The organism is Methylobacterium sp. 092160098-2 (genome assembly GCF_028920805.1).
Classification (GTDB): Bacteria; Pseudomonadota; Alphaproteobacteria; order Rhizobiales; family Beijerinckiaceae; genus Methylobacterium; species Methylobacterium fujisawaense.
Window position 1 is genome coordinate 1,355,001 of sequence record NZ_JAQPZJ010000001.1, and the last position, 20,582, is coordinate 1,375,582.

The 20,582-nt window shown below is 71.2% G+C and carries 19 protein-coding genes and 1 tRNA gene; 12 read left to right on the top strand and 8 right to left on the bottom strand.

Going from position 1 to position 20,582, the window contains the following annotated elements; all coding sequences use genetic code 11:
* Nucleotides 1-244: 244 nt before the first annotated feature.
* The 4 genes from PQI07_RS06310 to aroQ form a co-directional block, all read right to left on the bottom strand.
* Nucleotides 245-1,690, bottom strand: coding sequence for an amidase (locus tag PQI07_RS06310; RefSeq protein WP_043382573.1), 1,446 nt, complete (start codon nucleotides 1,688-1,690; stop codon nucleotides 245-247).
* A gap of 208 nt (nucleotides 1,691-1,898) precedes the next feature.
* On the bottom strand, nucleotides 1,899-2,978 hold the full coding sequence (pyrC, locus tag PQI07_RS06315; protein WP_274926275.1) for a dihydroorotase: 1,080 nt from the start codon (nucleotides 2,976-2,978) through the stop codon (nucleotides 1,899-1,901).
* Between the two features lie 12 nt (nucleotides 2,979-2,990).
* Complete coding sequence (locus tag PQI07_RS06320) at nucleotides 2,991-3,692, bottom strand: orotate phosphoribosyltransferase (protein WP_043382568.1); 702 nt, start codon at nucleotides 3,690-3,692, stop codon at nucleotides 2,991-2,993.
* A gap of 143 nt (nucleotides 3,693-3,835) precedes the next feature.
* Nucleotides 3,836-4,285 (bottom strand): type II 3-dehydroquinate dehydratase, encoded by a 450-nt coding sequence (aroQ, locus tag PQI07_RS06325; protein WP_179697684.1) that lies wholly within the window; start codon nucleotides 4,283-4,285, stop codon nucleotides 3,836-3,838.
* A 191-nt stretch (nucleotides 4,286-4,476) separates the two neighbouring features.
* On the opposite strand from aroQ, the gene PQI07_RS06330 reads away from it, so the two are divergent.
* The 5 genes from PQI07_RS06330 (at nucleotide 4,477) to PQI07_RS06350 (ending at nucleotide 9,160) form a co-directional block, all read left to right on the top strand.
* The gene (locus PQI07_RS06330; protein ID WP_274926276.1) at nucleotides 4,477-5,319 is read left to right on the top strand and encodes a 3-oxoadipate:acetyl-CoA acetyltransferase; all 843 of its coding nucleotides are present in this window, start codon (nucleotides 4,477-4,479) and stop codon (nucleotides 5,317-5,319) included.
* Nucleotides 5,320-5,512: 193 nt separating this feature from the next.
* A tRNA-Gly gene (locus tag PQI07_RS06335) sits at nucleotides 5,513-5,586 on the top strand.
* Between the two features lie 309 nt (nucleotides 5,587-5,895).
* Complete coding sequence (locus PQI07_RS06340) at nucleotides 5,896-7,449, top strand: PAS domain S-box protein (RefSeq protein WP_274926277.1); 1,554 nt, start codon at nucleotides 5,896-5,898, stop codon at nucleotides 7,447-7,449.
* Nucleotides 7,439-8,056, top strand: coding sequence for a response regulator FixJ (fixJ, locus tag PQI07_RS06345; protein ID WP_274926278.1), 618 nt, complete (start codon nucleotides 7,439-7,441; stop codon nucleotides 8,054-8,056). Before PQI07_RS06340 ends, fixJ begins: the two co-directional genes overlap by 11 nt.
* A gap of 162 nt (nucleotides 8,057-8,218) precedes the next feature.
* Complete coding sequence (locus PQI07_RS06350) at nucleotides 8,219-9,160, top strand: cyclic nucleotide-binding domain-containing protein (protein WP_274926279.1); 942 nt, start codon at nucleotides 8,219-8,221, stop codon at nucleotides 9,158-9,160.
* A gap of 138 nt (nucleotides 9,161-9,298) precedes the next feature.
* On the opposite strand, the gene hmpA is transcribed toward PQI07_RS06350, so the two are convergent.
* Entirely contained in the window at nucleotides 9,299-10,543 is a 1,245-nt protein-coding gene (gene hmpA / locus PQI07_RS06355) for an NO-inducible flavohemoprotein (protein WP_182591222.1), read from the bottom strand.
* 94 nt (nucleotides 10,544-10,637) lie between these two features.
* Here hmpA and PQI07_RS06360 point away from each other — a divergent pair, with 94 nt between their 5' ends.
* Both PQI07_RS06360 and PQI07_RS06365 read left to right on the top strand, forming a co-directional pair.
* The gene (locus PQI07_RS06360; RefSeq protein WP_043386753.1) at nucleotides 10,638-11,135 is read left to right on the top strand and encodes an Rrf2 family transcriptional regulator; all 498 of its coding nucleotides are present in this window, start codon (nucleotides 10,638-10,640) and stop codon (nucleotides 11,133-11,135) included.
* A 313-nt stretch (nucleotides 11,136-11,448) separates the two neighbouring features.
* On the top strand, nucleotides 11,449-11,715 hold the full coding sequence (locus PQI07_RS06365; RefSeq protein WP_043345609.1) for a hypothetical protein: 267 nt from the start codon (nucleotides 11,449-11,451) through the stop codon (nucleotides 11,713-11,715).
* 273 nt (nucleotides 11,716-11,988) lie between these two features.
* Here PQI07_RS06365 and PQI07_RS06370 read toward each other — a convergent pair whose 3' ends face one another.
* From PQI07_RS06370 to PQI07_RS06380, 3 genes are all read right to left on the bottom strand, one after another.
* On the bottom strand, nucleotides 11,989-12,741 hold the full coding sequence (locus PQI07_RS06370; RefSeq protein ID WP_053611092.1) for a helix-turn-helix domain-containing protein: 753 nt from the start codon (nucleotides 12,739-12,741) through the stop codon (nucleotides 11,989-11,991).
* A gap of 92 nt (nucleotides 12,742-12,833) precedes the next feature.
* Nucleotides 12,834-13,424, bottom strand: coding sequence for a class GN sortase (locus PQI07_RS06375; RefSeq protein WP_043353988.1), 591 nt, complete (start codon nucleotides 13,422-13,424; stop codon nucleotides 12,834-12,836).
* A complete protein-coding gene (locus tag PQI07_RS06380) occupies nucleotides 13,421-15,613 on the bottom strand; it encodes a marine proteobacterial sortase target protein (RefSeq protein WP_274926280.1) in 2,193 nt (730 codons plus the stop codon). The genes PQI07_RS06375 and PQI07_RS06380 overlap by 4 nt, the downstream gene beginning before the upstream one ends.
* 251 nt (nucleotides 15,614-15,864) lie before the next feature.
* On the opposite strand from PQI07_RS06380, the gene PQI07_RS06385 reads away from it, so the two are divergent.
* From PQI07_RS06385 to PQI07_RS06405, 5 genes are all read left to right on the top strand, one after another.
* Entirely contained in the window at nucleotides 15,865-16,596 is a 732-nt protein-coding gene (locus PQI07_RS06385; protein ID WP_179697679.1) for an NUDIX hydrolase, read from the top strand.
* A 10-nt stretch (nucleotides 16,597-16,606) separates the two neighbouring features.
* Nucleotides 16,607-17,593, top strand: coding sequence for an SPFH domain-containing protein (locus PQI07_RS06390; protein WP_043760252.1), 987 nt, complete (start codon nucleotides 16,607-16,609; stop codon nucleotides 17,591-17,593).
* An 11-nt stretch (nucleotides 17,594-17,604) separates the two neighbouring features.
* Complete coding sequence (locus PQI07_RS06395) at nucleotides 17,605-18,498, top strand: NAD(+)/NADH kinase (protein ID WP_274926281.1); 894 nt, start codon at nucleotides 17,605-17,607, stop codon at nucleotides 18,496-18,498.
* A gap of 22 nt (nucleotides 18,499-18,520) precedes the next feature.
* Nucleotides 18,521-19,066, top strand: coding sequence for a GNAT family N-acetyltransferase (locus PQI07_RS06400; protein ID WP_274926282.1), 546 nt, complete (start codon nucleotides 18,521-18,523; stop codon nucleotides 19,064-19,066).
* A 461-nt stretch (nucleotides 19,067-19,527) separates the two neighbouring features.
* Nucleotides 19,528-20,580, top strand: a complete 1,053-nt coding sequence (locus PQI07_RS06405; RefSeq protein ID WP_043760248.1) for an ABC transporter substrate-binding protein — start codon at nucleotides 19,528-19,530, stop codon at nucleotides 20,578-20,580.
* Nucleotides 20,581-20,582 lie beyond the last annotated feature (2 nt).

Consider the following 20,582-nt stretch of genomic DNA (forward strand, 5'->3'; position numbering starts at 1 on the left):
CGAGGGACCCTGCATGCGCCACCGCCCGGATCGCGGCCCTAGCTCAGGGCCGCCCCGTCGGTGACGCTACCGCTACAATAAGGACCGTGGTCATCGGAAATCCGAACCTGCCCCGCGGCGCCCGCATGATCCGGAACTGGCTCATGGTCGGCGCGCGAAGTGTCGGGCCTCATAGCGGAGCGCGCGCGGCGGGTCAACGCGTCCGCGCGTGCAAGTGAGCCGGTTCGGAGGCGGAGCCGCTCCCTCACTGCAGGGGCGGCGGGAAGCGGCGGACCCAGTTGCTCGCCGCGTCGTAGGCGGCCCCGAGTTGCAGGCAGGCGAGTTCGCCGTGGTTCGGTCCGACGATCTGGATGCCGGTGGGCAGTCCGGCGGCTCCGAACCCGGCCGGCACGTCGAGGGCCGGCAGGCCCGACATCGTCGCCGGGATCGTGATCTGCATCCAGCGGTGATAGGTGTCCATCGCCTGTCCGCCCACCGTCTCGGGCCAGCGCAAAGCCTTGTCGAACGGGAAGACCTGCGCGCTCGGCATCACGAGGTAATCGTAGCCCTCCATGAAGCGGCGCAGGGTCTCGTACCAGCGGGTGCGCCCCTCCAGGGCCGCGATGATCCGGTCGGCGCCGAGCGCCAGCCCCCGCTCGACCTCCCAGACCGCCTCCGGCTTGAGCAGGGCCCGGTGGCGGGGCTCGTCGTAGAACGGGCGGAGATTTGCCGCGACGGTGAAGGCGCGCAGCACCAGCCAATCCTCCCAGAGCCGCTCCATATCGTAGCGCGGCATCGCCTCCTCGACGATGCAGCCGATCTCCGCGAACGTCGCCAGGGCGGCGCGTCCGACGTCGAGCACGCCGGGATCGAAGGGGATCTGGCCGCCGCAATCGCCGAGCCACGCGATCCGCGTCCCGCGGAAGTCGCGGGCGAGCGGGCTCGCGAAGGCGGAGGGGTCCTGCCGGATGGCGTTCGGGCAGCGGGGGTCGTAGCCCGCCAGAACCGAGAGCATCAGTCCGATATCGCCGGGCGTTCGCCCGATCGCCCCGAGCACGCCGAGCCCGGGGCTGAACACGTCCTTGGCCTCGGCGGGGATCCGTCCCCAGGCCGGGCGCAGGCCGTAGCAATTGTTGAAGGCCGGCGGGTTGCGGAGCGAACCGGCATGGTCGCTGCCGTCGGCCACCGGCTGCATCCGCAGCGCCACCGCCACGGCCGCGCCGCCGCTCGACCCGCCCCCGGTCTTCGCCGGATCGTAGGCGTTGCCGGTGGCGCCGTAGACCGGGTTGAAGCTGTGCGAGCCGAGGCCGAATTCGGGGATGTTGGTCTTGCCGATGAAGATCGCCCCGGCGGCGCGCAGGCGCGTCACCATGATCGAGTCCGTCTCGGCGATCCGGTCGGCGAAGATCGGCGACCCTTGGGTGAACGGCAGGCCGCGGACCGGGTCGAGATCCTTCACGGCCAGCGGGAAGCCGTGCAGCGGCCCGACGGGCTCGCCCCGCGCCAGGACGGCGTCCGCACCTTCGGCCTCGCGCAAGAGCGCCGCGTCGTCCTGCAGGCCCACGATTGCGTTGACCTGCGGGTTGAGCCGGTGGATCCGCTCCAGATAGGCGCGCATCACCTCCGCGCAGGAGACCACCCGGCCGCGGATGGCGGCGGCGAGGTCCACGGCGCCCATCGCCGTGATGCCGTCCTGTCGCGCGTCCTGCATCGTACACCGCCTCCGGATCAACCGAAGATCGGTAACCGGAGGTTGGATCCAGGCAAAGATGGCTTTGGCTGATTGGATGGAGTGCCGATGTCCGTCTCCGCGAGCGCAGCGAAGCAATCCAGTGTCGCGCGACGATCGCCGATGTCGCGCTGCCCTGGGTCGCTTCGCGCCGCTCGCGATGACGGTGCGCTGTCCTCAGCCTAGGCGGTCACACCACCGACCAGGGCAGCGTCTCGTCACCCCGGAACACCACCACCGCGGTGTCGTCCACGGTCACGGCCTCGGCGACGCGGCCGGGCCGGCGCTCCAGGGTGACGGTCCCGGCATTCGGCTCCAGACCGTGGAAGCGGGCGCCGTTGAGGGAGGCGAAGGCCTCGAACTTATCGAGCGCCCCCTCCTCGTCGAAGACCTGCACGTAGGTCTGGAGCGCGCTCGGCCCGCAGAACACGCCTGCGCAGCCGCAGGCCGCCTCCTTGGCGCCGCGGACGTGGGGGGCGGTGTCGGTGCCGAGATAGAAGCAGGCCTCGCCGGAGGTCGCGGCCCTGCGCAGGGCCAGCCGGTGCCGCTCGCGCTTGGCCACCGGCAGGCAGTACAGGTGCGGGCGCAGCCCGCCCTGGAAGATGTGCGTCCGGTTGATCACGAGGTGGTGCGGCGTGATCGTGGCCGCGCACCGGCTCCGGTGCTCCCGGACCACGTCGAGGATCTCCGCCGTGGTGGCGTGCTCCACGGTGACCTTCAGCCCCTGGTGCCGGCCGAGCAGCGGGATCAGGCTGCCCTCCATGAACGCCGCCTCGCGGTCGAAGATGTCGATCTCCGGGTCAGTGGCCTCGCCGTGGATCAGGAGCGGCATACCGATCCGCTCCATCCGCTCCAGCACAGGCGCGATCCCCAGGAGGTCGGTGACGCCCGCATGGGAGTTCGTGGTCGCGCCCGCCGGATAGAGCTTGGCGGCGACCCAGACCTTCTCCCGGAAGCCGCGCTCGATCTCGTCCGGATCGGTGTCGTCCCGCAGGTAGCAGGTCATGAGCGGGGTGAAGTCCATGCCGGCGGGAAGGGCCGCCAGGATCCGCGCGCGATAGGCCTCCGCGGCGGCGACTGTGGTCACGGGCGGCACGAGGTTCGGCATGATGATGCCCCGGGCGAACTGCGCCGCCGTGTAGGGCAGCACCGCCTTCAGCATCGCGCCGTCGCGCAGGTGGATGTGCCAGTCGTCCGGCCGGCGGATCGTGATCCGGTCGACCGGCTTCGCGTCCTGGCGCTCGGCGGGGAACAGGTCTGCGACGCCCATCGCGAAAACCCCTCAGGCCTGGCCGAAGGCGGAGATGCCGCCATGGGCGGCCGACCACTCGGCCGGCGCGTTGAGGAAGCGCTCGACCTCGTCGAGCGTCTTCGGATCGAAGGTGCCCATCTCCTTGGCCACCGCCAGAACGTCCCACCACGTGGTGAGGTAGTGGAGCTTGATGCCGATCTCCTCCATCAGCGCGGCGCTGCCGGGGAAGATGTCGTAGTAGAACAGCACGAAGCAGTGATCGACCTGGGCGCCGGACTCGCGCAGGGCCTTGCAGAAGTTGACCTTGCTGCGTCCGTCGGTGGCCAGATCCTCGACCAGCAGCGTCCGGGCGCCGTCGACGATCTCGCCCTCGATCTGCGCGTTGCGGCCGAAGCCCTTGGGCTTCTTGCGGATATACTGCATGGGCAGCATCATCCGGTCGGCGATCCAGGCCGCGAAGGGGATGCCGGCGGTCTCGCCGCCCGCGATGTGGGTCAGCTTCTCGTAGCCGATCTCGCGCACGATCGTGGCGGTGGCGAAGTCCATCAGCGTCGAGCGCAGGCGCGGGAACGAGATGATCTTCCGGCTGTCGGTGTAAACCGGGCTCGCCCAACCGGAGGTGAACTTGAACGGCTCGTCCTTGTAGAAGAGGACGGCACCGATCTCGAGGAACATCTTGGCCGCCTCGCGGGCGATGACGGTCCGGTCGAGGGGCAGGAAGGGGCTGGTCATGCGGCGTGCGCGCTCCGCTTGAGGCGCTCTCCGGGGCCATGACGACCGGTCCGGCCGGGGAGCGCGCGTGAAACTAGGGCCTGACCGCCCTCCTCCGCCCTGTCTCCGCCAGCGTCAACCCTGATCGCGGCGCTATCCGCGCCTCATGCAGGCTTGCCGGCCCGCAGATGCGCGAGGTGGCGGATGGCGAGCGCGTAGCCGTGCGTCCCGAACCCCGCCAGCACCGCCGTGGCGGCGAGCGAGATGTAGGAGTGGTGGCGGAAGGCCTCGCGCCGGTGGACGTTCGAGATGTGGCACTCGATCACCGGCACCTCGCAGGTGTTGAGCGCGTCGAGGAGCGCCACCGAGGTATGGGTGTAGGCGCCCGCGTTGATCACGATGCCGGCCGAGCCGACCCGGAAATCGTGGATGGCGTCGATCAGCACGTGCTCGGCGTTGCTCTGGCGGAAATCGACCGTGAGCCCGAAGCCGGCGGCGGTCTCGCGGCACAGGGCCTCGACGTCGGCCAGGGTCTCGCGGCCGTAGATCTCGGGCTGGCGCTTGCCGAGCAGGTTCAGGTTCGGCCCGTTCAGGACCAGGATCGTGTCGTTCATCGTGTGCCTCGCGGCCGGAAGAGGTGCGGCAAGCGCCGGCGAGACACAAGTCCGTCGGGACACGGGTCCGGGCTGTCATCCGGCCCGAGATGTCCCGCAGACGGATCTGCCGCCCGCGCCGGGCGGTTCAGATCCGGCTTGCGCGGCGCTATTCGGGTTTCCGAAATCCAAGAGGCAGGGAGGACAGGCGGATGGCAGGATCCCGGAGCGAGGTGCCCGTTGTGATCGCGGTGGCGATCACCGGCTCCGTGCCGCGCAAGACCGACAACCCGGCCGTTCCGGTCACCGTCTCCGAGCAGGTCGAGTCGACGCATCAGGCCTTCGAGGCGGGCGCCACGCTCTGCCATATCCACGTGCGCAACGACGACGAGTCGCCCTCCTCCGACCCGGACAAGTTCGCCGCCGTGCAGGCGGGGCTGCGCGAGCACTGCCCGGGGATGATCGTGCAGTTCTCCACGGGGGGGCGCGGGCGCGACCCGGCCGCCCGCGGCCTCTCGCTCAAGCACCGGCCCGACATGGCGTCCCTGTCCACCGGCTCGGTGAACTTCCCGACGATCGTCTACGAGAATTCCGCGAGCCTCGTGACCGACCTCGCCGGCCAGATGAAGCAGTATGGCGTCCGACCCGAGATCGAGATCTTCGACCTCTCGCACCTGCACGGCGCCAAGCGCCTCGTGGAGGCAGGCCTGATCGACGCGCGCCCGCACGTGCAGTTCGTCCTGGGCGTCCAGAACGCGATGCCGGCCGAGGAGCACCTCCTCGACATCCTGCTCGCCGAGACGCGGCGGATCCTGCCGGAGGCGACGTGGACGGCGGCCGGGATCGGCCGCAACCAGGCGATCGTGATGGACTGGGCGCTCGCCCGCGGCGCCGACGCGGTCCGCACCGGCCTGGAGGACAACATCCGGGTGACGAAGGACCGTCTGGCGGCCAGCAACGCCGAACTGGTCGGCCTCGCCGCCGAGGCGGTGGCCCGGCACGGCCGGCGGGTCGCGACGCCCGCCGAGGCCCGCGCCGCGCTGAGGCTCGGCTGATCGGGCGACGCCTCGGTCCCGCGACGAGTGCCCCCGGCTGGAGCGACGCGACCGTCGCAAGCCCCTCGTTTCGAGGGGATGTCGGGCTTCCGAGCGGCGCGGCGCCGGAGGATCGTCCCTTCGCGGCGGCCGTTCATCGCCGGCCGCGCCCCACCTTCTCACGGGCATCGCAGCGTGCTAACGATCCGCCCGCGCGGGTGTAGCTCAATGGTAGAGCAGCAGCCTTCCAAGCTGAATACGAGGGTTCGATTCCCTTCACCCGCTCCATTCCAAAATCCGAAATCGCATCACGCGCTTAAGCGTAACCGGCCGGCCCTCCCCGGGCGTCGCGCGGCCGCCCCCTGCACCGTGCAAGCGGCGTTCCCGGCCCCGCCGCGCCGCGGGCAGCCGGATGCGGGGCGGAGGCGTCGGCGGCTCGAGGCCAGGATCGCGGGCCGCCAGGAGCCCCGCCGGCCAGGCCCTCCCGGAGGACCGACGACCGCGGTGCGCGCCGGCTGTTTCTTGATGGACCCGGCGTTGTAAGACGGGCGCCGACGATCCGGACGGATGACGATGCCGTCCCCCCGTACGGCCGACATGACGACGTCTGACCCTCCCAACGATCCGGGTTCCCGCGGCGACGACCCCTTCGACGCGGAGGGACTTCGGCTGACGCTCGACGAAGCGGGCATCTGCGGCTGGGCCCTCGACGTCCGGACCGGGCGCGTCACGATCTTGCCGTCCTGCATCCGTCTGTTCGGGGTGCCGCCGGACCGTCTGACCACCTTCGACGCGATGCAGGCCTTCGTGCATCCGGACGACCGCGCAGCCAGGGCGGACGCCATCGGGCGCGCGCTGGCGGAGGGCGGACGCTACGAGGTCGATTATCGGGCGGTGCATCCCGATGGACGCGTCCACTGGCTGCGTTCGCGCGGCCGCGTGCAGATCGGCGCCGACGGTCGGCCGTGCCGCCACCGCGGCGTGGTCTTCAGCATTCACGAACAGAAGCAGGCCGACGAAGACCTGCGGGCGCGCGAGGCGCATCTGCGCTCGATCCTCGACACGGTCCCCGACGCCATGATCGTCATCGACGAGCAGGCGCAGATCAAATCGTTCAGCGCGGCGGCCGTGCGGCAGTTCGGCTACGGGCCGGACGAGATGGTCGGCCGGAACGTCAGCCTGCTGATGCCGGAACCCTATCGGAGCCAGCACGACGCCTACATGGCGCGCTACCGTTCGACCGGAGAACGCCGCATCATCGGCATCGGCCGCGTCGTGGTCGGCCAGCGCAAGGACGGCTCGACCTTCCCGATAGAATTGGCGGTCGGCGAGATGCGTTCGGGCGGCGTGCGCTACTTCACCGGCTTCATCCGCGACCTCACCGAACGGAACCAGACGGAGATGCGTCTGCAGGAGTTGCAGTCCGAGCTGGTGCACATGTCGCGCTTCACCGCCCTGGGCGAGATGGCATCGACGCTGGCGCACGAGATCAACCAGCCGCTCACGGCGATCGCGAGCTACCTCAAGGGCTGCCGCCGCCTCCTCGGGCGCATGGAAGGCCCGGAGGCGGCCCGGCTCTCCGACGCGGTGAACCAAGCGGCCGATCAGGCCCTGAGAGCCGGACAGGTGATCCGGCACCTGCGGGACTTCGTATCGCGCGGCGAGAACGAGCGGCATATCGAAAGCCTGCCCAAGCTGGTCGAGGAGGCGAGCGCCCTCGCCCTCGTCGGCGCCAAGGAGAAGGGTGTGCGCGTCCGCTTCGATCTCGATCCGGATGCGCCGCTCGTGCTGGCCGACCGGATCCAAGTGCAGCAGGTCCTGCTCAACCTCATCCGCAACGCGATCGAGGCCATGCAGGACGTGACCCGGCGCGAACTCGTCGTCGGGACGCGGGCGCGTCCGGCCGAAGGCCTGGTCGAGATACGGGTGTCGGATACCGGGACCGGCATCGCGCCCGAGATCGCCGAGCAGCTGTTCCAGCCCTTCGTGACGACGAAGGCGAACGGCATGGGCGTCGGCCTGTCGATCTGTCGAACCATCGTCGAGGCCCATGGCGGCAAGATCCAGGCCTGCCCGGGTCCGGACGGCGGAACGACCTTCCGCTTCACCCTGCGCACGCTCGACCGCGAGGAGATGGCTCATGTCGACTGACGCGCCCGTGCACATCGTGGACGACGATCTCGCGGTGCGCCAATCCCTCGCCTTCCTGCTGGCGACCGACGGACTGGCGGTCCAGGTGCACGACTCGGCGACCGCCTTCCTCGCCGCGGGGACCGACCGTGTCGGATGCATCGTCACGGACGTGCGCATGCCCGACATCGACGGCGTCGAACTGCTGCACCGCCTCCGGCAGAGAGGCCGGATGCCGCCCGTGATCGTCATGACAGGCCATGCGGACGTCGCGCTCGCGGTCGAAGCGATGAAGGCCGGCGCGGTGGACTTCATCGAGAAGCCCTTCGACGACGACGTTCTTCTCGCCAGCATCCGATCGGCCTTGGCGCGGGCGGATCGCGCCCGGACGCGCGACGCCAATGGGGACGCGGTGCGGGCGCGCTTGGCCGCACTCAGCGAGCGCGAGCGCCAGGTCCTGGAGGGACTGGTCGCCGGCAAGGCCAACAAGGTCATCGGGCTCGATCTCGGCATCAGCCCGCGGACCGTCGAGATCTACCGGGCCAACGTCATGTCCAAGATGCAGGCGGGCAGCCTGTCCGAGCTGGTGCGCATGGCACTGATCGCAGAAAGCCTGGAGGGCGACTGAAGACCGACGCGCGTTGCGTCCCGTCGAGATGCCGATTCCGGGATGCCTCAGCGGACGGGCTTCGACGCAGGGGCTCGCTCTTCGAAGGCATCCCCAATGCCCTCTCGGCGCCCGCCCACAGCCGGGCGCATGACTGCAGGCCCGCCTCCGCGCCGACATCGGGTGGATCGGCGCACGGCAGTCACTTCCGACCCCAGGGCGCTTGCCGGCTCCGGCGGTTCGCGTTCGCCGCGGATCGGCGGCGCGCGGTCGATGCCGGATCGGGATCGGGGTTGGGCCAAATCTGCAGTTGATATGCATCAAGGCCGGAATGCGCCCCGGTTCTCACGATGCCGAGGTCGAGTGGAAGCGCAGCTTGCCATGCGCGGAGAAGCGAACACCGATCCCGGAACGGGTGACAGCAGCAAGGAGGCACCGCGCATCCGCACCATGTTCCAGCACACGCTCGAGCACGAAGTGCCGGCGGGGACGATCCTTTTCGCGCAAGGCGAGGTCCCGACCTTCCAGATCGTCGTCCTGTCGGGATCGGTTCAGCTCTTCGGACGATCCCGCGATGGCCGCGAGGTGCTCATCGAAGTCGTGAGGGCGCCGGACCTGTTGATCCCTGCCGCCGTCGTGACCGCATCGCCGTATCTGATGCAGGGGCGGGCTCCGGAGCCGACCCGCTTCCTGCTCATTCCGGCCGATGCGTTCCGCGACGCGGTGGAACGCAACCCGCATCTGGCGAAGGCGGTTCTGGAAACGCTCGCCGAGCAGTTCCGTCGGATGGTGCGGCAGACCAAGAATCTGAAGCTGCGCTCCGCGGCCGAGCGCGTCGGATGCCATATCCTCGTCCTATCCGAACGGCAGGGCACGCCGGACCGCGCGATCCTGCCCTATGAGAAGCACATGATCGCGTCCGAACTCGGGATGACGCGCGAGTCCTTCTCCCGCGCCCTCAAAGCCCTCACCAAGATCGGCATCGGCGTTGCGGGCCAGGAGATCGTCATCCGCGACCGCGCGCGACTGACCGCCGTCGCCAAGCCCGACCCCATGATCGATCTGCCTGCCTTCGACGACACCGGTCGCCGGACCCTGGCCCTGATCGAGCGGCTGAAGGGATAGGGGCGGCAGGGCGGCCCGCGGCGCTCGACGGCGGGCGCCCGTTCCGTCGGCACCGGGCGGTCCGGCCCCCGTACGCGCGATCACGGGAGGCGGCAGCGCCGTTCGCGGCGCCGCCGACACCCGGCCGTGGCGCCACGATCAGGCGACGCGCCGCACCTCGTCCTCCAGCAATTCGTCCGCCGGCCCGAAGAATTCGAAGCGGACCCGCTCGGCCGGGACGCCGTGGCGCTGCAGGCCGTTCACGAGCGCGGCCAGAAACGGCTTGGGACCGCAGAGGTAGTAGACCGCTTCGGCCTGCGGCGTGTTCGCGACGAGCCAATCCGCCGTGATGAGACCCGCCTCGTCGTAATGTTCGCCACGCCGGTCCTGCGCGTCCGGCTGGGCGTAGAAGGTCCGGACGCGGATATGCGCGCGCCCCGAGGCTGCGGCGGCCGTCGCGTCCCGCAGCGCATGGACACGGCCGTTGAGGGCTCCGTGGACATACCAAGTCGGGCGCTCGGGCATCTCATCCGCGATGGCGGCCAGCATGCTCACCATCGGCGTCAGTCCGACGCCGCCGCTGACCAGGACCACCGGGCCGTTCGTCGACCGGTCGAGGAAGAAGTCGCCCGACGGCGGTGCCACGCGCAGGATCGTGCCGATGCCGGCCGCGTCGTGCAGCCAGTTCGAGACGACACCGGCCGGCGCACCGGGCGCGTTCTCGCGCTTGACGGTGATGCGGTAGACGCGGTCGTTCGGGGCACACGAGACCGAGTAATTGCGTTTCAGAACGCCCTGGCCTGGCAGGTCGAAGAGGAAGCCGAGGTACTGACCGGGCTGGTGGCGCAGCACGGGCCCCCCATCGACCGGCGCCAGCACGAAGGAGCGGATCGTCTCGCTCTCCTGGGTCACGCTCTCGACCTGGAACGCGCGCCAGCCGGTCCAGCCTCCAGGCTTTGCGGCGTGGTCGCGGTAGATGGCCGCCTCGCGCCCGATCAGGATCTCCGCCAGGAGCCAGTACGCGTCTCCCCAGGCCGCGCAGATCTCGGACGTCGCCGCATCGCCCAGAATGTCGCCGATCGCGCCGAGCAGCGCATCCGCGACGTGCGGATAGTGCTCGGGGAGGATGTTGAGCGCGACATGCTTCTGCGCGATGCGCTCCACCGCCCCGCCGAGAACGCTCAGATTGTCGATGTTGCGGGCATAGGCCAGCACGGCTTGCGCGAGGGCCTTCGGCTGCGAGCCCGCTGCCCCATGGTGCGACTGGTTGAAGAGGTCGCGCATCTCGGCGTTCTCGAACAGGCGCTCGTACATGCGCCGCGTGATGTCCAGGCCTCGCGCCTCCAGGGCGGGAATCGTGGCTTTGATGAGGGCGACGGTGGAGGGACTCAGCGGGGCAGGCATGGCGGTCCTCAAGATGCATATTACATGCACCTTATGACGGCCCATTTTTAAAGGTGCAATCGTCATGCACCTTAAGGGCTGTTACGGAGTTGACATGCGGCTGACCCGCTTCACCGATTACGGCCTGCGCACTCTGATCTATCTCGGCTCGCTGGGCCCCCGGCAGGGCTCCATAGCCGGCGTCGCGGCGGCCTACGGGATATCCGAGCATCACTTGGTGAAGGTGGTGCATCAGCTGGGCCGGCTGGGATTGATCCGGACGACGCGTGGCCGGGGCGGCGGCTTGCTTCTGGGCCGGCCTGCGGACCAGATCCGCGTCGGAGACGTCGTGCGGGCCATGGAGGAGGATCTGGCGCTGGTCCCCTGCTTCGCCGGTGCGGCCTGTGCGATCACGCCCGCGTGCCGCCTCAAGGGTGTCTTGAACGAAGCGCTCGCCGCGTTCCTCGCGGTCCTCGACCGACATACCCTCGCCGACCTGCTGGAGCCGAATGCCGGGCCGGATCTCGCAGCCCTCCTGGGCATCGATCCCATGCCGTCGATCGACGAGCCCGCCTCGCGCATGCCTCGACGCCCCGTCGACCCGGTGCGTTGATCGACGGTTGCTCAGCCTCGACGCCGCGATGTGATCACCAACGCCATCGCAAGGCCGGACGCCCGCAGCATCGGAGCATGGGCGAGCGTCGGCGCGCTCCGGACGCGGGCTCGGAGCCCCACCGGATGCCGACTCGCCTCGGTGATCGCGGCGCAGTCGTCGCGATCGAAGCGGCAGGTCTTCACCTCTGCCGTCGCGGCTCCGGAGCCCAGGGCAGGACCGCACCGGCGATAGGACCTCGCCCGGACGCAGGCTATAGTGCTTCTATACGATTTGATCTCTCGAACGCTTTGGGGCTGCCTGCGCGACGCCGATGGATAATTCGGCATTCAACCATCGATATCGAAAGGTCGCGATGATGAAGAATGTGCCAGAGATCCGCGAATTGACGGATGAAGAGATCGATTGTGTCGCCGGCGGCGTGAGCGACGACGCACTGTACGGGGCAGCGATCGGCCTCGCCGTGGCCAGCGTCGGCGCGCTGATCGCGGTGCCGACCATGGGAACGAGCACGACGCTCTGCGTGTGGGGGGCCTCCCTCGCCTCGTCGGCGCTCGCCTACAACATCGCGGCCCAGTAGCGCGGCCTGAACCCGGCGGCCCGCGGGGTCCGGAGAGGGTCTGCTCACGGAGCGGCCCTCTCCAAGGACGGAGGCTTCGACGGGCACCCGAACGGGCGCAGGGTCTTCGGCCGGCCGGCCGGCGCCTGCGCGAGCGCGAGGGGGCCGATCCGGCGGGGGACGCCTCCTGTCCGCAGCCGGCGCAACGCGCGGTCGGCCGAACGCGTCGGCTGCTGTGTCGACCGGCCCATCACGGCCAGGGGCGCCGGCCCATCCGCATCGCGCCCGGCCCCGTCAGGCGACACCCGTGAAGAAGGTGGCGTAGCCGTCCTCGTGCACGCGGGCGAGATAGGCGCGGTACGGTGCGAAGCCCGGCTCCTCGGGTCCGATGCGCCCGTAGCCGAACGCGCCGGCCTGCTCCGGAAGCAGCGCCAGGGGCGCCGCGGCGGGGGTCAGCTGGGTGCCGCGCCCCGCATGGAGCGTGGTTAGGACCCCGTACATCTCGCCCTGGATGTTCGGGCGGCACAGGACCGCCAGGCGGTGCTGCCCGTGCCAGTTGGTCACCAGATAGATCATGCCCGACTGGCTCGGCACGGCGACGCTGCCGGATTGCGCGAAGGGGGCGTCGAGCCGCTCGGCCTCGCGGAACACGAGGCGGGCCGACTCCGCGTCCCACGCGATCTCGGTACGGTAGGCGAAGATCGCCCCGGCCGTCCCGAAGGAGGGCCGCAGGGTGAGATAGCGGCCCTCGATCCAGGCCACGCTCTCCCGGGAGTAGGAGCCGAGTTCGTCGGGCGCGTGACGGGCCGTCTCCGGAGCCGGTCGCCCCGGTTCCTGGCGGAGGGATTGGCCCAGGGCCTCCTCCAGCCGGATCGTCGTCGCCAGGGTGAAGGGCCGGCGGCCGGAGAGCGCCTTCTCCAGGGTCGAAATGCTGATCCGGGCCTCCTCGGCCAGCGTCTGCCGGGAGATGCGCCGGCGGGCCAGCGCCTCGCGCACGGTCTGGGCAATGGCGCGGCTCTGCGCCTCGGACAGTTCGATCTCGCTCACAGGCACGGCTCGCGCGGGCTTGATCCGGACAGATCCGCACGAAACCGCACAATTGCGCAAGCGCGGCCAAGCTGGCCATCCACGGCGGCCCGTCAGGAACGCCCCGCCTCCGACGCCAGCTCCGTCTCGACGATCAGCCGGAGCGGTCCGGCCCGCAGCGCCTCCAGGGGCCAGCAGGTGACGAGGTCGAGATGCCGGCCGGCCGCCTGCGGGTCGATGCCCGAGGCGTCCCACCGCGCCACCCGCGTGCCGGTGACGCGGAAATGCCGGGTCCGGCCGTCGCGGCCCGTCACCGTGACGGGATCGCCGGGCCCGAGGCGCCCCAGCACCGCGAACTGCGTGTCGCGGTGGGCGGCGAAGATTGCGGTGCCGGGCGCGCCGGCCTCCGGCGTACCGTCCAGATGGCCCGGGCCGAAGGCCAGGGCCTGGCCGCTCCCGCCCCGCAGCACCACGAAGCTGCGGCCCGCGACCGTGAGCCGGGCGACCGGCTCGGTGTCGGCCCAGGGCCAGGGCTTGGCGGGGTGCCCCTCGGCCAGCGTGCGGGCGAAAGCGCGCTCCAGCAGCACCTGCGCCAGGGCGGCCTTGGCAGGGATCCAGGCGGCCTGCGCCGCCAGCCCGAGCCCCCCGAGGGTGAGGAGGGCCGCGAGGGCCCTCCCCAGTCCGGATACCGGGGAGCGGCTCATCGCGCGTCCCCGATCAGCCGGACGCCGCGCCGCTGCAGGCCAGCGCCCAGCAGGAGGCCCAGGAGGGCGAGGAGCAGGCCCAGGCCGAGCTGCGCCAGGATCCCGGCCCCGGTCTGCGGCAGGTCGACGCCCGCCTCGCCGGCATGGATCGGCACGATCCGGGCGGCCTTGTCGTCGGCGGGCGCTTCGCCGGTCCGGTCCGTGCCGAACACCTTGGCGAAGTCCCAGCCCGCCGGCAGGTTCAGCGGCAGGTCGGCGGCGACGAGAGGCGTGCCCGGCGCCCGGCGGGGCGTGGCGTCGATGGCCACGAGGCTGGTCAGCCGCGTCGTCAGGCCGTGCTCCAGGGCCAGCGCCAGGATGGTGGCGTCGGCCGCCTCCGCGCCGAGGCGTCCGGTAATCCGCGCGGTCTCGGTCTCGCCGATCCGGGAGCGCGCCCAGACCTTGGAGATGCCGGCGCCCGTGCCGGCCGCGGCGAGGGGCAGGGTCCGGGTCCAGGTCCGGCCGCCCACCCGGCCCGAGACGGTCACGGTCCCGTGGGCGATCCCCTCGGCCGCCTCCGGCAGCTGCGCGGCGAAGACCAGCGGCTCGCCGCGATACAGATCGGGCAGCGCGCCCGGCGTGACGGCGACGCCCGGGACCGAGAAGGTCGCGGTCAGGTCGGTGACGGCGGGGGATTCCAGCTTCTCGTAGAGCGCGCGGGTCCGTTCGCCGACCAGGGCGAGGTCGCGGATCTCCGTGAAGCTGCCGCGGCCGATCTCGGCGGCGTGGCGCATCAGGTGGCCGTTGGGCGCCGAGCCGATGCCGACCATGAACAGGCGCGTGCGCCCGAGATTGGCGTGGATCGCCGCGAAGATCCGCTCCTCGTCGCCGACGGCCCCGTCGGTGAGGAACACGACCTGGCGCACGCGCCCGTCCTCCGGATGGGGATCGGCCAGGGCCGCCTTGAGCGGCGCCAGCATCTCGGTGCCGCCGCGGGCCTCCAGGGCGGCGACGAAGCGCTCGGCTTCCGCCAGGTCCGCCCGCGTCGCCGGGACCGGCTCGGGATGCAGCGCGTCCCAGGTGTCGTCGAAGCGGATGACGTTGAAGCGGTCCTGCGGCGTCAGACGCGCGAGGCCGGCCAGCAGCCCGGCCTTGGCCTGCCGCATCGAGGCGCCGGACATCGAGCCGGAATTGTCGATCACGAAGGTGACGTCGCGCGCCGGCCGGGTGGCCGCGTCGGCCTCGAGCGCCGGCGGGTTCACGGCGGCCAGCAGGTAGGTCCGGCCGGCCACGGTCTCGCGGAACAGGCCGAGGCCGGGCACCCGGCTCGGAGCGGGCTCCCAGGTCAGCTCGAGGTCGCGGTCGGCCGGCACGACGCCGTCGGCCAGCGTGACGGTGCGCGCCTCCGAGCCGGTCTCGGTCACGCGGATCGCGTGGGTGGCGCTGCGGACGGCGCCGACGGCGAAGCCCGCCTGGAGCCGCACGGTGACGGCGACCGGGTTGGTCGGCGGGGACAGGGCCGGGTCGAGCACCGGCGGGCTGATCCGGGCGCGATCCGGAACCGGGTCGCGGGCCGCCTCGGCCACGCCGTCGAGGGAGACCGCGTCCACCGCGGCGGGGGCGGGAGTGTAGCGGGGCGCGACGACCAGCGGCAGGCGCAGCGTCCTCGTCTCGCCGGAGACGGGGATCGTCTGCTGATAGGTGATCTGGACCACCACCGTCTCGCCGGGGCCGATATTGGCGACCGCGTTGGTGAAGATGTTGGGCCGCTCCTGCGCGGTCAGGGCCGCCGACTGCCCGGCCGCCTTCGCGACCTCGTAGGCGCGCTTGGCCGCCGCCCGCTCGCGGATGTCGGCCACGATCACGCGGTTGCCGACGACGAGCTTCATCCCGTCGACGGCCGCGTCCTCCGGCAGGGGGTACACGTAGGTGCCCTCGACCCACTCCGCCGTGGTGTTGCGGAAGGCCTGGGTGACGGTGGCCCGGGCGGTCGGGCCGCTGACATCGACGCTGATGTCGGTGGCAAGCTGGACGGCCTCGGCCGGCGCGGTGCCGGCCGGCCCGCGCAGCATCAGGCCGCCCCGCGCCGTCCCCGGCGCCGCGTGGGCCGAGGCGAGCATGATGAGGAGCGCCAGCAGCGCGAGGAAGAGCGGTGACAACGCGGCGTTGCGGGGGGGCTCGACCGCGGATCGTGGAGCGAAGAACGGCATCGGGGAAACCTCCTGCGCCGGCGGATCGGGGCCGGCTCGCCGCTGAAGCTCCCGCGCCCGCCCTTCTGCCGCCACGAGAAGCTTCGCCCTTTTCCAGGCTCGGCCCGCACCCGCCGGCCGCGCCGCGGCGGATCTGTGCGGAGCCGGTGCGGAGCTGTGCGCACGGCGGCGCGTCCTGACGGATCCGCCACCGCCTTGACATATGCGCAACCTGCGTCTTAGTTATGCTCAACCTGAGTAGAAATCGAGCGATGACCGAATCCGAGTTCCTGGCAGGCTACGATCCTGCGGCCTACGAGCGGCCCGCCCTGGCGGTGGATCTCGTCCTGCTGGGGATCCGGGCGGGGCGGCTCGCCGCTCTCCTGCTGCGGCGGAGCCAGCAGCCGCAGGCGGGCCTCTGGGCCCTGCCGGGCGGGTTCGTGGGCATCGCCGAAACCCTCGACGCCGCCGCGGAGCGCGTCCTGCGCGACAAGGCCGGGATCGGGCGGGCGCGGCTCGAACAGCTCTACACCTTCGGTGGCGTGGACCGGGATCCGCGGATGCGTATCGTCTCGGTCGCCTACCTGGCGCTGCTGCCGGAGGCGGCCTTCGCCGAGGCCCTGGCGGGCGGCGCCGCGCTGACGGCGGCGACGCTGGTCGTGCCCTGGGCGGGCGAGGCCGGCGGTCCGGTCTCGGCCGTCACGGAGGACGGCGCCCCCCTCGCCCTCGCCTTCGACCACGCCGACATCCTGGCGCTCGCCGTGAAGCGGCTGCGCGGCAAGCTCGACTACACGGATGTCGGCTTCGCGCTGCTCCCGGAGCACTTCACCCTCCGCCAGCTCCAGGACGTGCACGCGGCGATCCGCGGCGCGCCCCTCAACAAATCCGCCTTCCGCCGCCGCATGCGCGACCGGGGCTGGATCGCGCCGACGGGCGCCCGCGAGGCCGGGACGGCGTTCCGCCCCGCCGAACTCTTCCGCTTCGACAGGTCGGGTCAGTTTTGAGGAGACCATCATGGCCACGGTCCGCAACATCGGTGTGATCGCCCAGCTCCGGAGCGAGGCGAGCAGCCACATCATCCGCTTCCGCAACGGCCGGGTCCGGCAGAGCGGGCGGGGGCTGGTCTTCTGGTTCCGGCCCGAGACCGCCAGCATCAGCGAGGTGCCGGTGGACGACCGCGAGATGACCCTGTTCGTCCGCGGCCGCAGCCGGGACTTCCAGACCGTCGTGGTCCAGGGGACGATCGGCTGGCACGTCGTCGATCCCGAGCTGCTGGCGAGCCGGGTCGACTTCTCGATCGACCTCCGCACCGGGCGCCTGCAGGGCGAGCCGATCGAGCGGATCGAGGCGCGCCTCGGCGGCATCGCCGGCCAGGCGGTGCTGCAATATCTCGGGGCGAGCCCGATCGGCGCCCTCCTCGACGCGGGGCCGGAGCCGCTGCGCGCCGTTCTGGAACGGGTGCTCTTCGCCGCCCCGGCGCTGGCCGAGATCGGCATCGCGGCCGTGGCGGTGCGGCTCACCAACCTCGCGCCGACCAGCGAGCTGGAGCGCGCCCTGCAGACGCCGACCTTCGAGGCCCTGCAGCAGAAGGCCGACGAGGCGACCTTCGCCCGGCGCGCGCTCGCGGTCGAGAAGGAGCGCGCCATCGCGGAGAACGAGCTCGCGACCAAGACCGAGCTGGCCCGGCGCGAGACCGTGCTGATCGCGCAAGAAGCCGAGAACGCCCGCGACCGCGCCGCCGGCGTCGCGGAGGCCCGCGGCCTGGAGGCCGCCGCGGAGGCCGAGCGGATCCGGCTCGTCGAGGGGGCCCGGGCCGAGGCGGAGCAGCGCCGCGCCGCAATCTACCGGGACATGCCGCCCGCCGTCCTGCTCGGTCTGGCGGCCCGGGAACTCGCCGGCAAGCTGGAGACCATCGAGCACGTCAACGTCACGCCCGACCTGCTGGCGGCCGTCCTCGGGGAGTTCCGCGGCGCATTGCCCGCGCGACTCGCGCCGCGCTGAGGAGGCCCGTCATGCCGGCCATCACCCCCCGGGTCGTCTTCGTGATCCGCGACACGGATTACGAGCTGCTCATCGCCCGGCACGCGACCCGCGGCCAGGTCCGGTTCTTCCTGGAGAGCCGGGGCCAGACGCTCGCGGAGGTCGAGGCGCGCCACGCCCAATTCCAGGCCGTGCTCGCCGAGGCGCGGTCCGCCGTGCCCCTGGACTGGCGGCAGGCCCTGGTGCGGCGCCCCGACCTCGACCGCTTCCTCTTCGCCCCCGAGGACGTGGTCGTGGCCGTGGGGCAGGACGGGCTCGTGGCCAACGTCGCCAAATACCTCGACGGGCAGCCGGTGGTCGGCGTCAACCCGGCGCCCGACCTCTACGACGGCGTGCTGACCCGGGCCCGGGTCGAGGCCCTGCGTGGCCTGCTGCCCGCCAGCGCGGCCGGCGCCGCGCCCCTGCAGCGGCGCACCATGGTGCAGGCGACCTTCGATGGCGGCGAGCGGCTGCTCGCCCTGAACGAGATCTTCGTCGGCCACCGCAGCCACCAATCCGCGCGCTACCGCATCGACGACGGGGCGCGGGCGGAGGACCAATCGTCGAGCGGGCTGATCGTGGCCTCGGGCACGGGCCTGACCGGCTGGGCGCGCTCGATCAGCGAGGCGACGCACCTCACCGTTGAGGTGGGCATCGAGGAGGCGGCCTTCGGCTACTGGGTGCGCGAGCCGTTCCCGAGCGTCGCCACCGGCACCGACCTGCGCGGCGGCAAGTTCGCCGGATCGCCCCTCACCGTCGTGTCGCGGATGAACGAGGGCGGCGTGGTGTTCTCGGACGGGATCGAGCAGGATTTCGTCGCCTTCGACTGGGGGCGGCGGGTGAGCCTCGCGCCGGCCGACCGCACCTTCAACCTCGTGGCCGCGTAGGGCGGCGCCGACCGGGAGCCCGATGATCGCCATCCGGACCGACCGCCTCATCCTGCGGCGCTTCAGGCCGGACGACGCCGCCGACCTGTTCGCCTACCTGCACCGGCCGCGGGCACGCTGCTTCCTGAGCAGCCGCCTCGATACGCCGGCGGACGCGGAGGCGGAGGCCGAGCGGCGCGCCAGCGACGACGAGCACGTGGCCGTGTGCCTGACCGCGTCCGGCCGGCTGATCGGCGACCTGTTCTGCCTCCCCGAACCGCCCGACACCTTCTCGGTCGGCTGGAACTTCAACGCCGCGTATGGCGGCGCGGGCTACGCCCATGAGGCCGCGGCCGCTCTGTTCGGGCACCTGTTCTCCGAGCGGCAAGCGCGGCGCCTCTACGCCTATGTCGAGGAGGACAACGCCGCCTCGCACCGCCTGTGCGCGACGCTGGGAATGCGCCTCGAGGGCCTGTTCCGCGAGTTCGTCTCCTTCGTGGACGACGATCAGGGCAACCCGATCTTCGAGAACACGATGCAGTACGCCATCCTGCGCCGGGAATGGGCAGAGCGCTCCGCGCGCGGCTGAGGCCGGTCCGGCACTGTCCGAGGACCCCGGCTGAATACGCCGGCGGCATTCAGCTGCTTTCGCGGGCGTCGGACCGGTCGAATCGCGGCGCGAAGACGGTGTCCGTCATCACGAGCGCAGCGAAGTGACCCAGGGCAGCGCGACGTTCGGAGGCCTGGCGCTGCTGGATTGCTTCGCTCCGCTCGCAATGACGGCGGTGCAGTTCTTCGACAGCGCCGACGGGCAAGGCGCGCCGCCAATACGGTCGGTCCCTGCATCTGGCACGCTTCTTGGTTCGTCTTCACCAGCGCAGCGTCGCCCCGGCGGCGGCTAGAGGTTGGCGTGCCGTCGATGTGGTGAGGTGCCGGGCGACCGGATCTCCGCGACTGCCTTGAGCCTGTCCCGAGCTCCGATCCCTCCGTTTCAGCACCGGCACGCGCCGTCCGGCGGATCGCACGATCCGCCCTCTGAGGAGAGTCGATATGTGCGACCGTCACGGCGATTATCGCGTCCCGGATTTCACGCGGTTCAAGCCCAGCCGCAGGCGCTTCCTCGGCGGGACCGCCGCCGCGCTGACCCTGGCGGTGGGTCCGGGCCTGACCGGCCCGGCCGCGGCGGCCACCGGCATCCGTGCGACCCACGGCACCGGCTTCTGCAACCTGAACTTCTTCCTCGCCGAGGCGATGCAGCTCGCCAAGGATGACGGCCTGACCATCGACTTCGTCAACACGCCGACCTTCTCGGATCAGGTCACCTTCCTCGGCATGGGGCAGGTCGATGCCGGCGTGATGCCCTACACGAGCTTCATGGCGCTCTACGACGCGGGGGCCCCCGTGAAGATCGTGGCCGGCGGCGGCATCGAGGGCTGCGTGCTGGTCGCCCAGCCCGGCCTCGACAGCCCGGAGAAGCTCAAGGGCAAGACGCTCGGCACCTTCCAGCTCGATACGCTGGAGGTGCTGCCCTACGACTGGCTGAAGAAGAACGGCGTCGCCTTCAAGGACATCACGGTCCGCTACATGGGCTCGACCCCGGAGGCCGTGGAGGCGTTCCGCGCCGGGGCGCTGGACATCATCTCGACCATCGAGCCCTACGGCACCGCGCTCCTCACCGACGTGAAGGGCGCCGTGAAGCTCTCCGACGGCACCGACATCTACGGCAAGGGCTACACCGACTGCGTGCTGGCGGTCCGCAATGAGCTGATCGCCAAGAACCCGGCCGCCGTGAAGGCGCTGATCAAGGGCATGATGAAGGCCCAGGCCCTGGCCGAGGGCGATCCCCAGGCCGCCCTGAACAAGCTCGTCGGCTCCTACTACAAGACCTCGATGAGCAACGCCCAGCTCGCCATGGGCCGGCAGCCCTCGGTGGTGGACGCCCGCAACCAGACGCAGTTCATCCTCGACCGGACCGATTCCGTCGCCGAGATGGGCTACATCAAGAAGAAGCCCGGCCGCGACGCGATCGACTGGACCCTGCTGGAGCAGGTCATCGCCGAGAACCCGGATCTCTACGGCAAGCTCAAGCTGAAGTCGGCCTGAGC

Bases quoted from the DNA above. Each gene is read 5' to 3' on its own strand.
- PQI07_RS06310 (WP_043382573.1), bottom strand. From the start codon at position 1,690: ATGCAGGACGCGCGACAGGACGGCATCACGGCGATGGGCGCCGTGGAC.
- pyrC (WP_274926275.1), bottom strand. From the start codon at position 2,978: ATGGGCGTCGCAGACCTGTTCCCCGCCGAGCGCCAGGACGCGAAGCCG.
- PQI07_RS06320 (WP_043382568.1), bottom strand. From the start codon at position 3,692: ATGACCAGCCCCTTCCTGCCCCTCGACCGGACCGTCATCGCCCGCGAG.
- aroQ (WP_179697684.1), bottom strand. From the start codon at position 4,285: ATGAACGACACGATCCTGGTCCTGAACGGGCCGAACCTGAACCTGCTC.
- PQI07_RS06330 (WP_274926276.1), top strand. From the start codon at position 4,477: ATGGCAGGATCCCGGAGCGAGGTGCCCGTTGTGATCGCGGTGGCGATC.
- PQI07_RS06340 (WP_274926277.1), top strand. From the start codon at position 5,896: ATGACGACGTCTGACCCTCCCAACGATCCGGGTTCCCGCGGCGACGAC.
- fixJ (WP_274926278.1), top strand. From the start codon at position 7,439: ATGTCGACTGACGCGCCCGTGCACATCGTGGACGACGATCTCGCGGTG.
- hmpA (WP_182591222.1), bottom strand. From the start codon at position 10,543: ATGCCTGCCCCGCTGAGTCCCTCCACCGTCGCCCTCATCAAAGCCACG.
- PQI07_RS06360 (WP_043386753.1), top strand. From the start codon at position 10,638: ATGCGGCTGACCCGCTTCACCGATTACGGCCTGCGCACTCTGATCTAT.
- PQI07_RS06365 (WP_043345609.1), top strand. From the start codon at position 11,449: ATGGATAATTCGGCATTCAACCATCGATATCGAAAGGTCGCGATGATG.
- PQI07_RS06375 (WP_043353988.1), bottom strand. From the start codon at position 13,424: ATGAGCCGCTCCCCGGTATCCGGACTGGGGAGGGCCCTCGCGGCCCTC.
- PQI07_RS06380 (WP_274926280.1), bottom strand. From the start codon at position 15,613: ATGCCGTTCTTCGCTCCACGATCCGCGGTCGAGCCCCCCCGCAACGCC.
- PQI07_RS06385 (WP_179697679.1), top strand. From the start codon at position 15,865: ATGACCGAATCCGAGTTCCTGGCAGGCTACGATCCTGCGGCCTACGAG.
- PQI07_RS06390 (WP_043760252.1), top strand. From the start codon at position 16,607: ATGGCCACGGTCCGCAACATCGGTGTGATCGCCCAGCTCCGGAGCGAG.
- PQI07_RS06395 (WP_274926281.1), top strand. From the start codon at position 17,605: ATGCCGGCCATCACCCCCCGGGTCGTCTTCGTGATCCGCGACACGGAT.
- PQI07_RS06400 (WP_274926282.1), top strand. From the start codon at position 18,521: ATGATCGCCATCCGGACCGACCGCCTCATCCTGCGGCGCTTCAGGCCG.
- PQI07_RS06405 (WP_043760248.1), top strand. From the start codon at position 19,528: ATGTGCGACCGTCACGGCGATTATCGCGTCCCGGATTTCACGCGGTTC.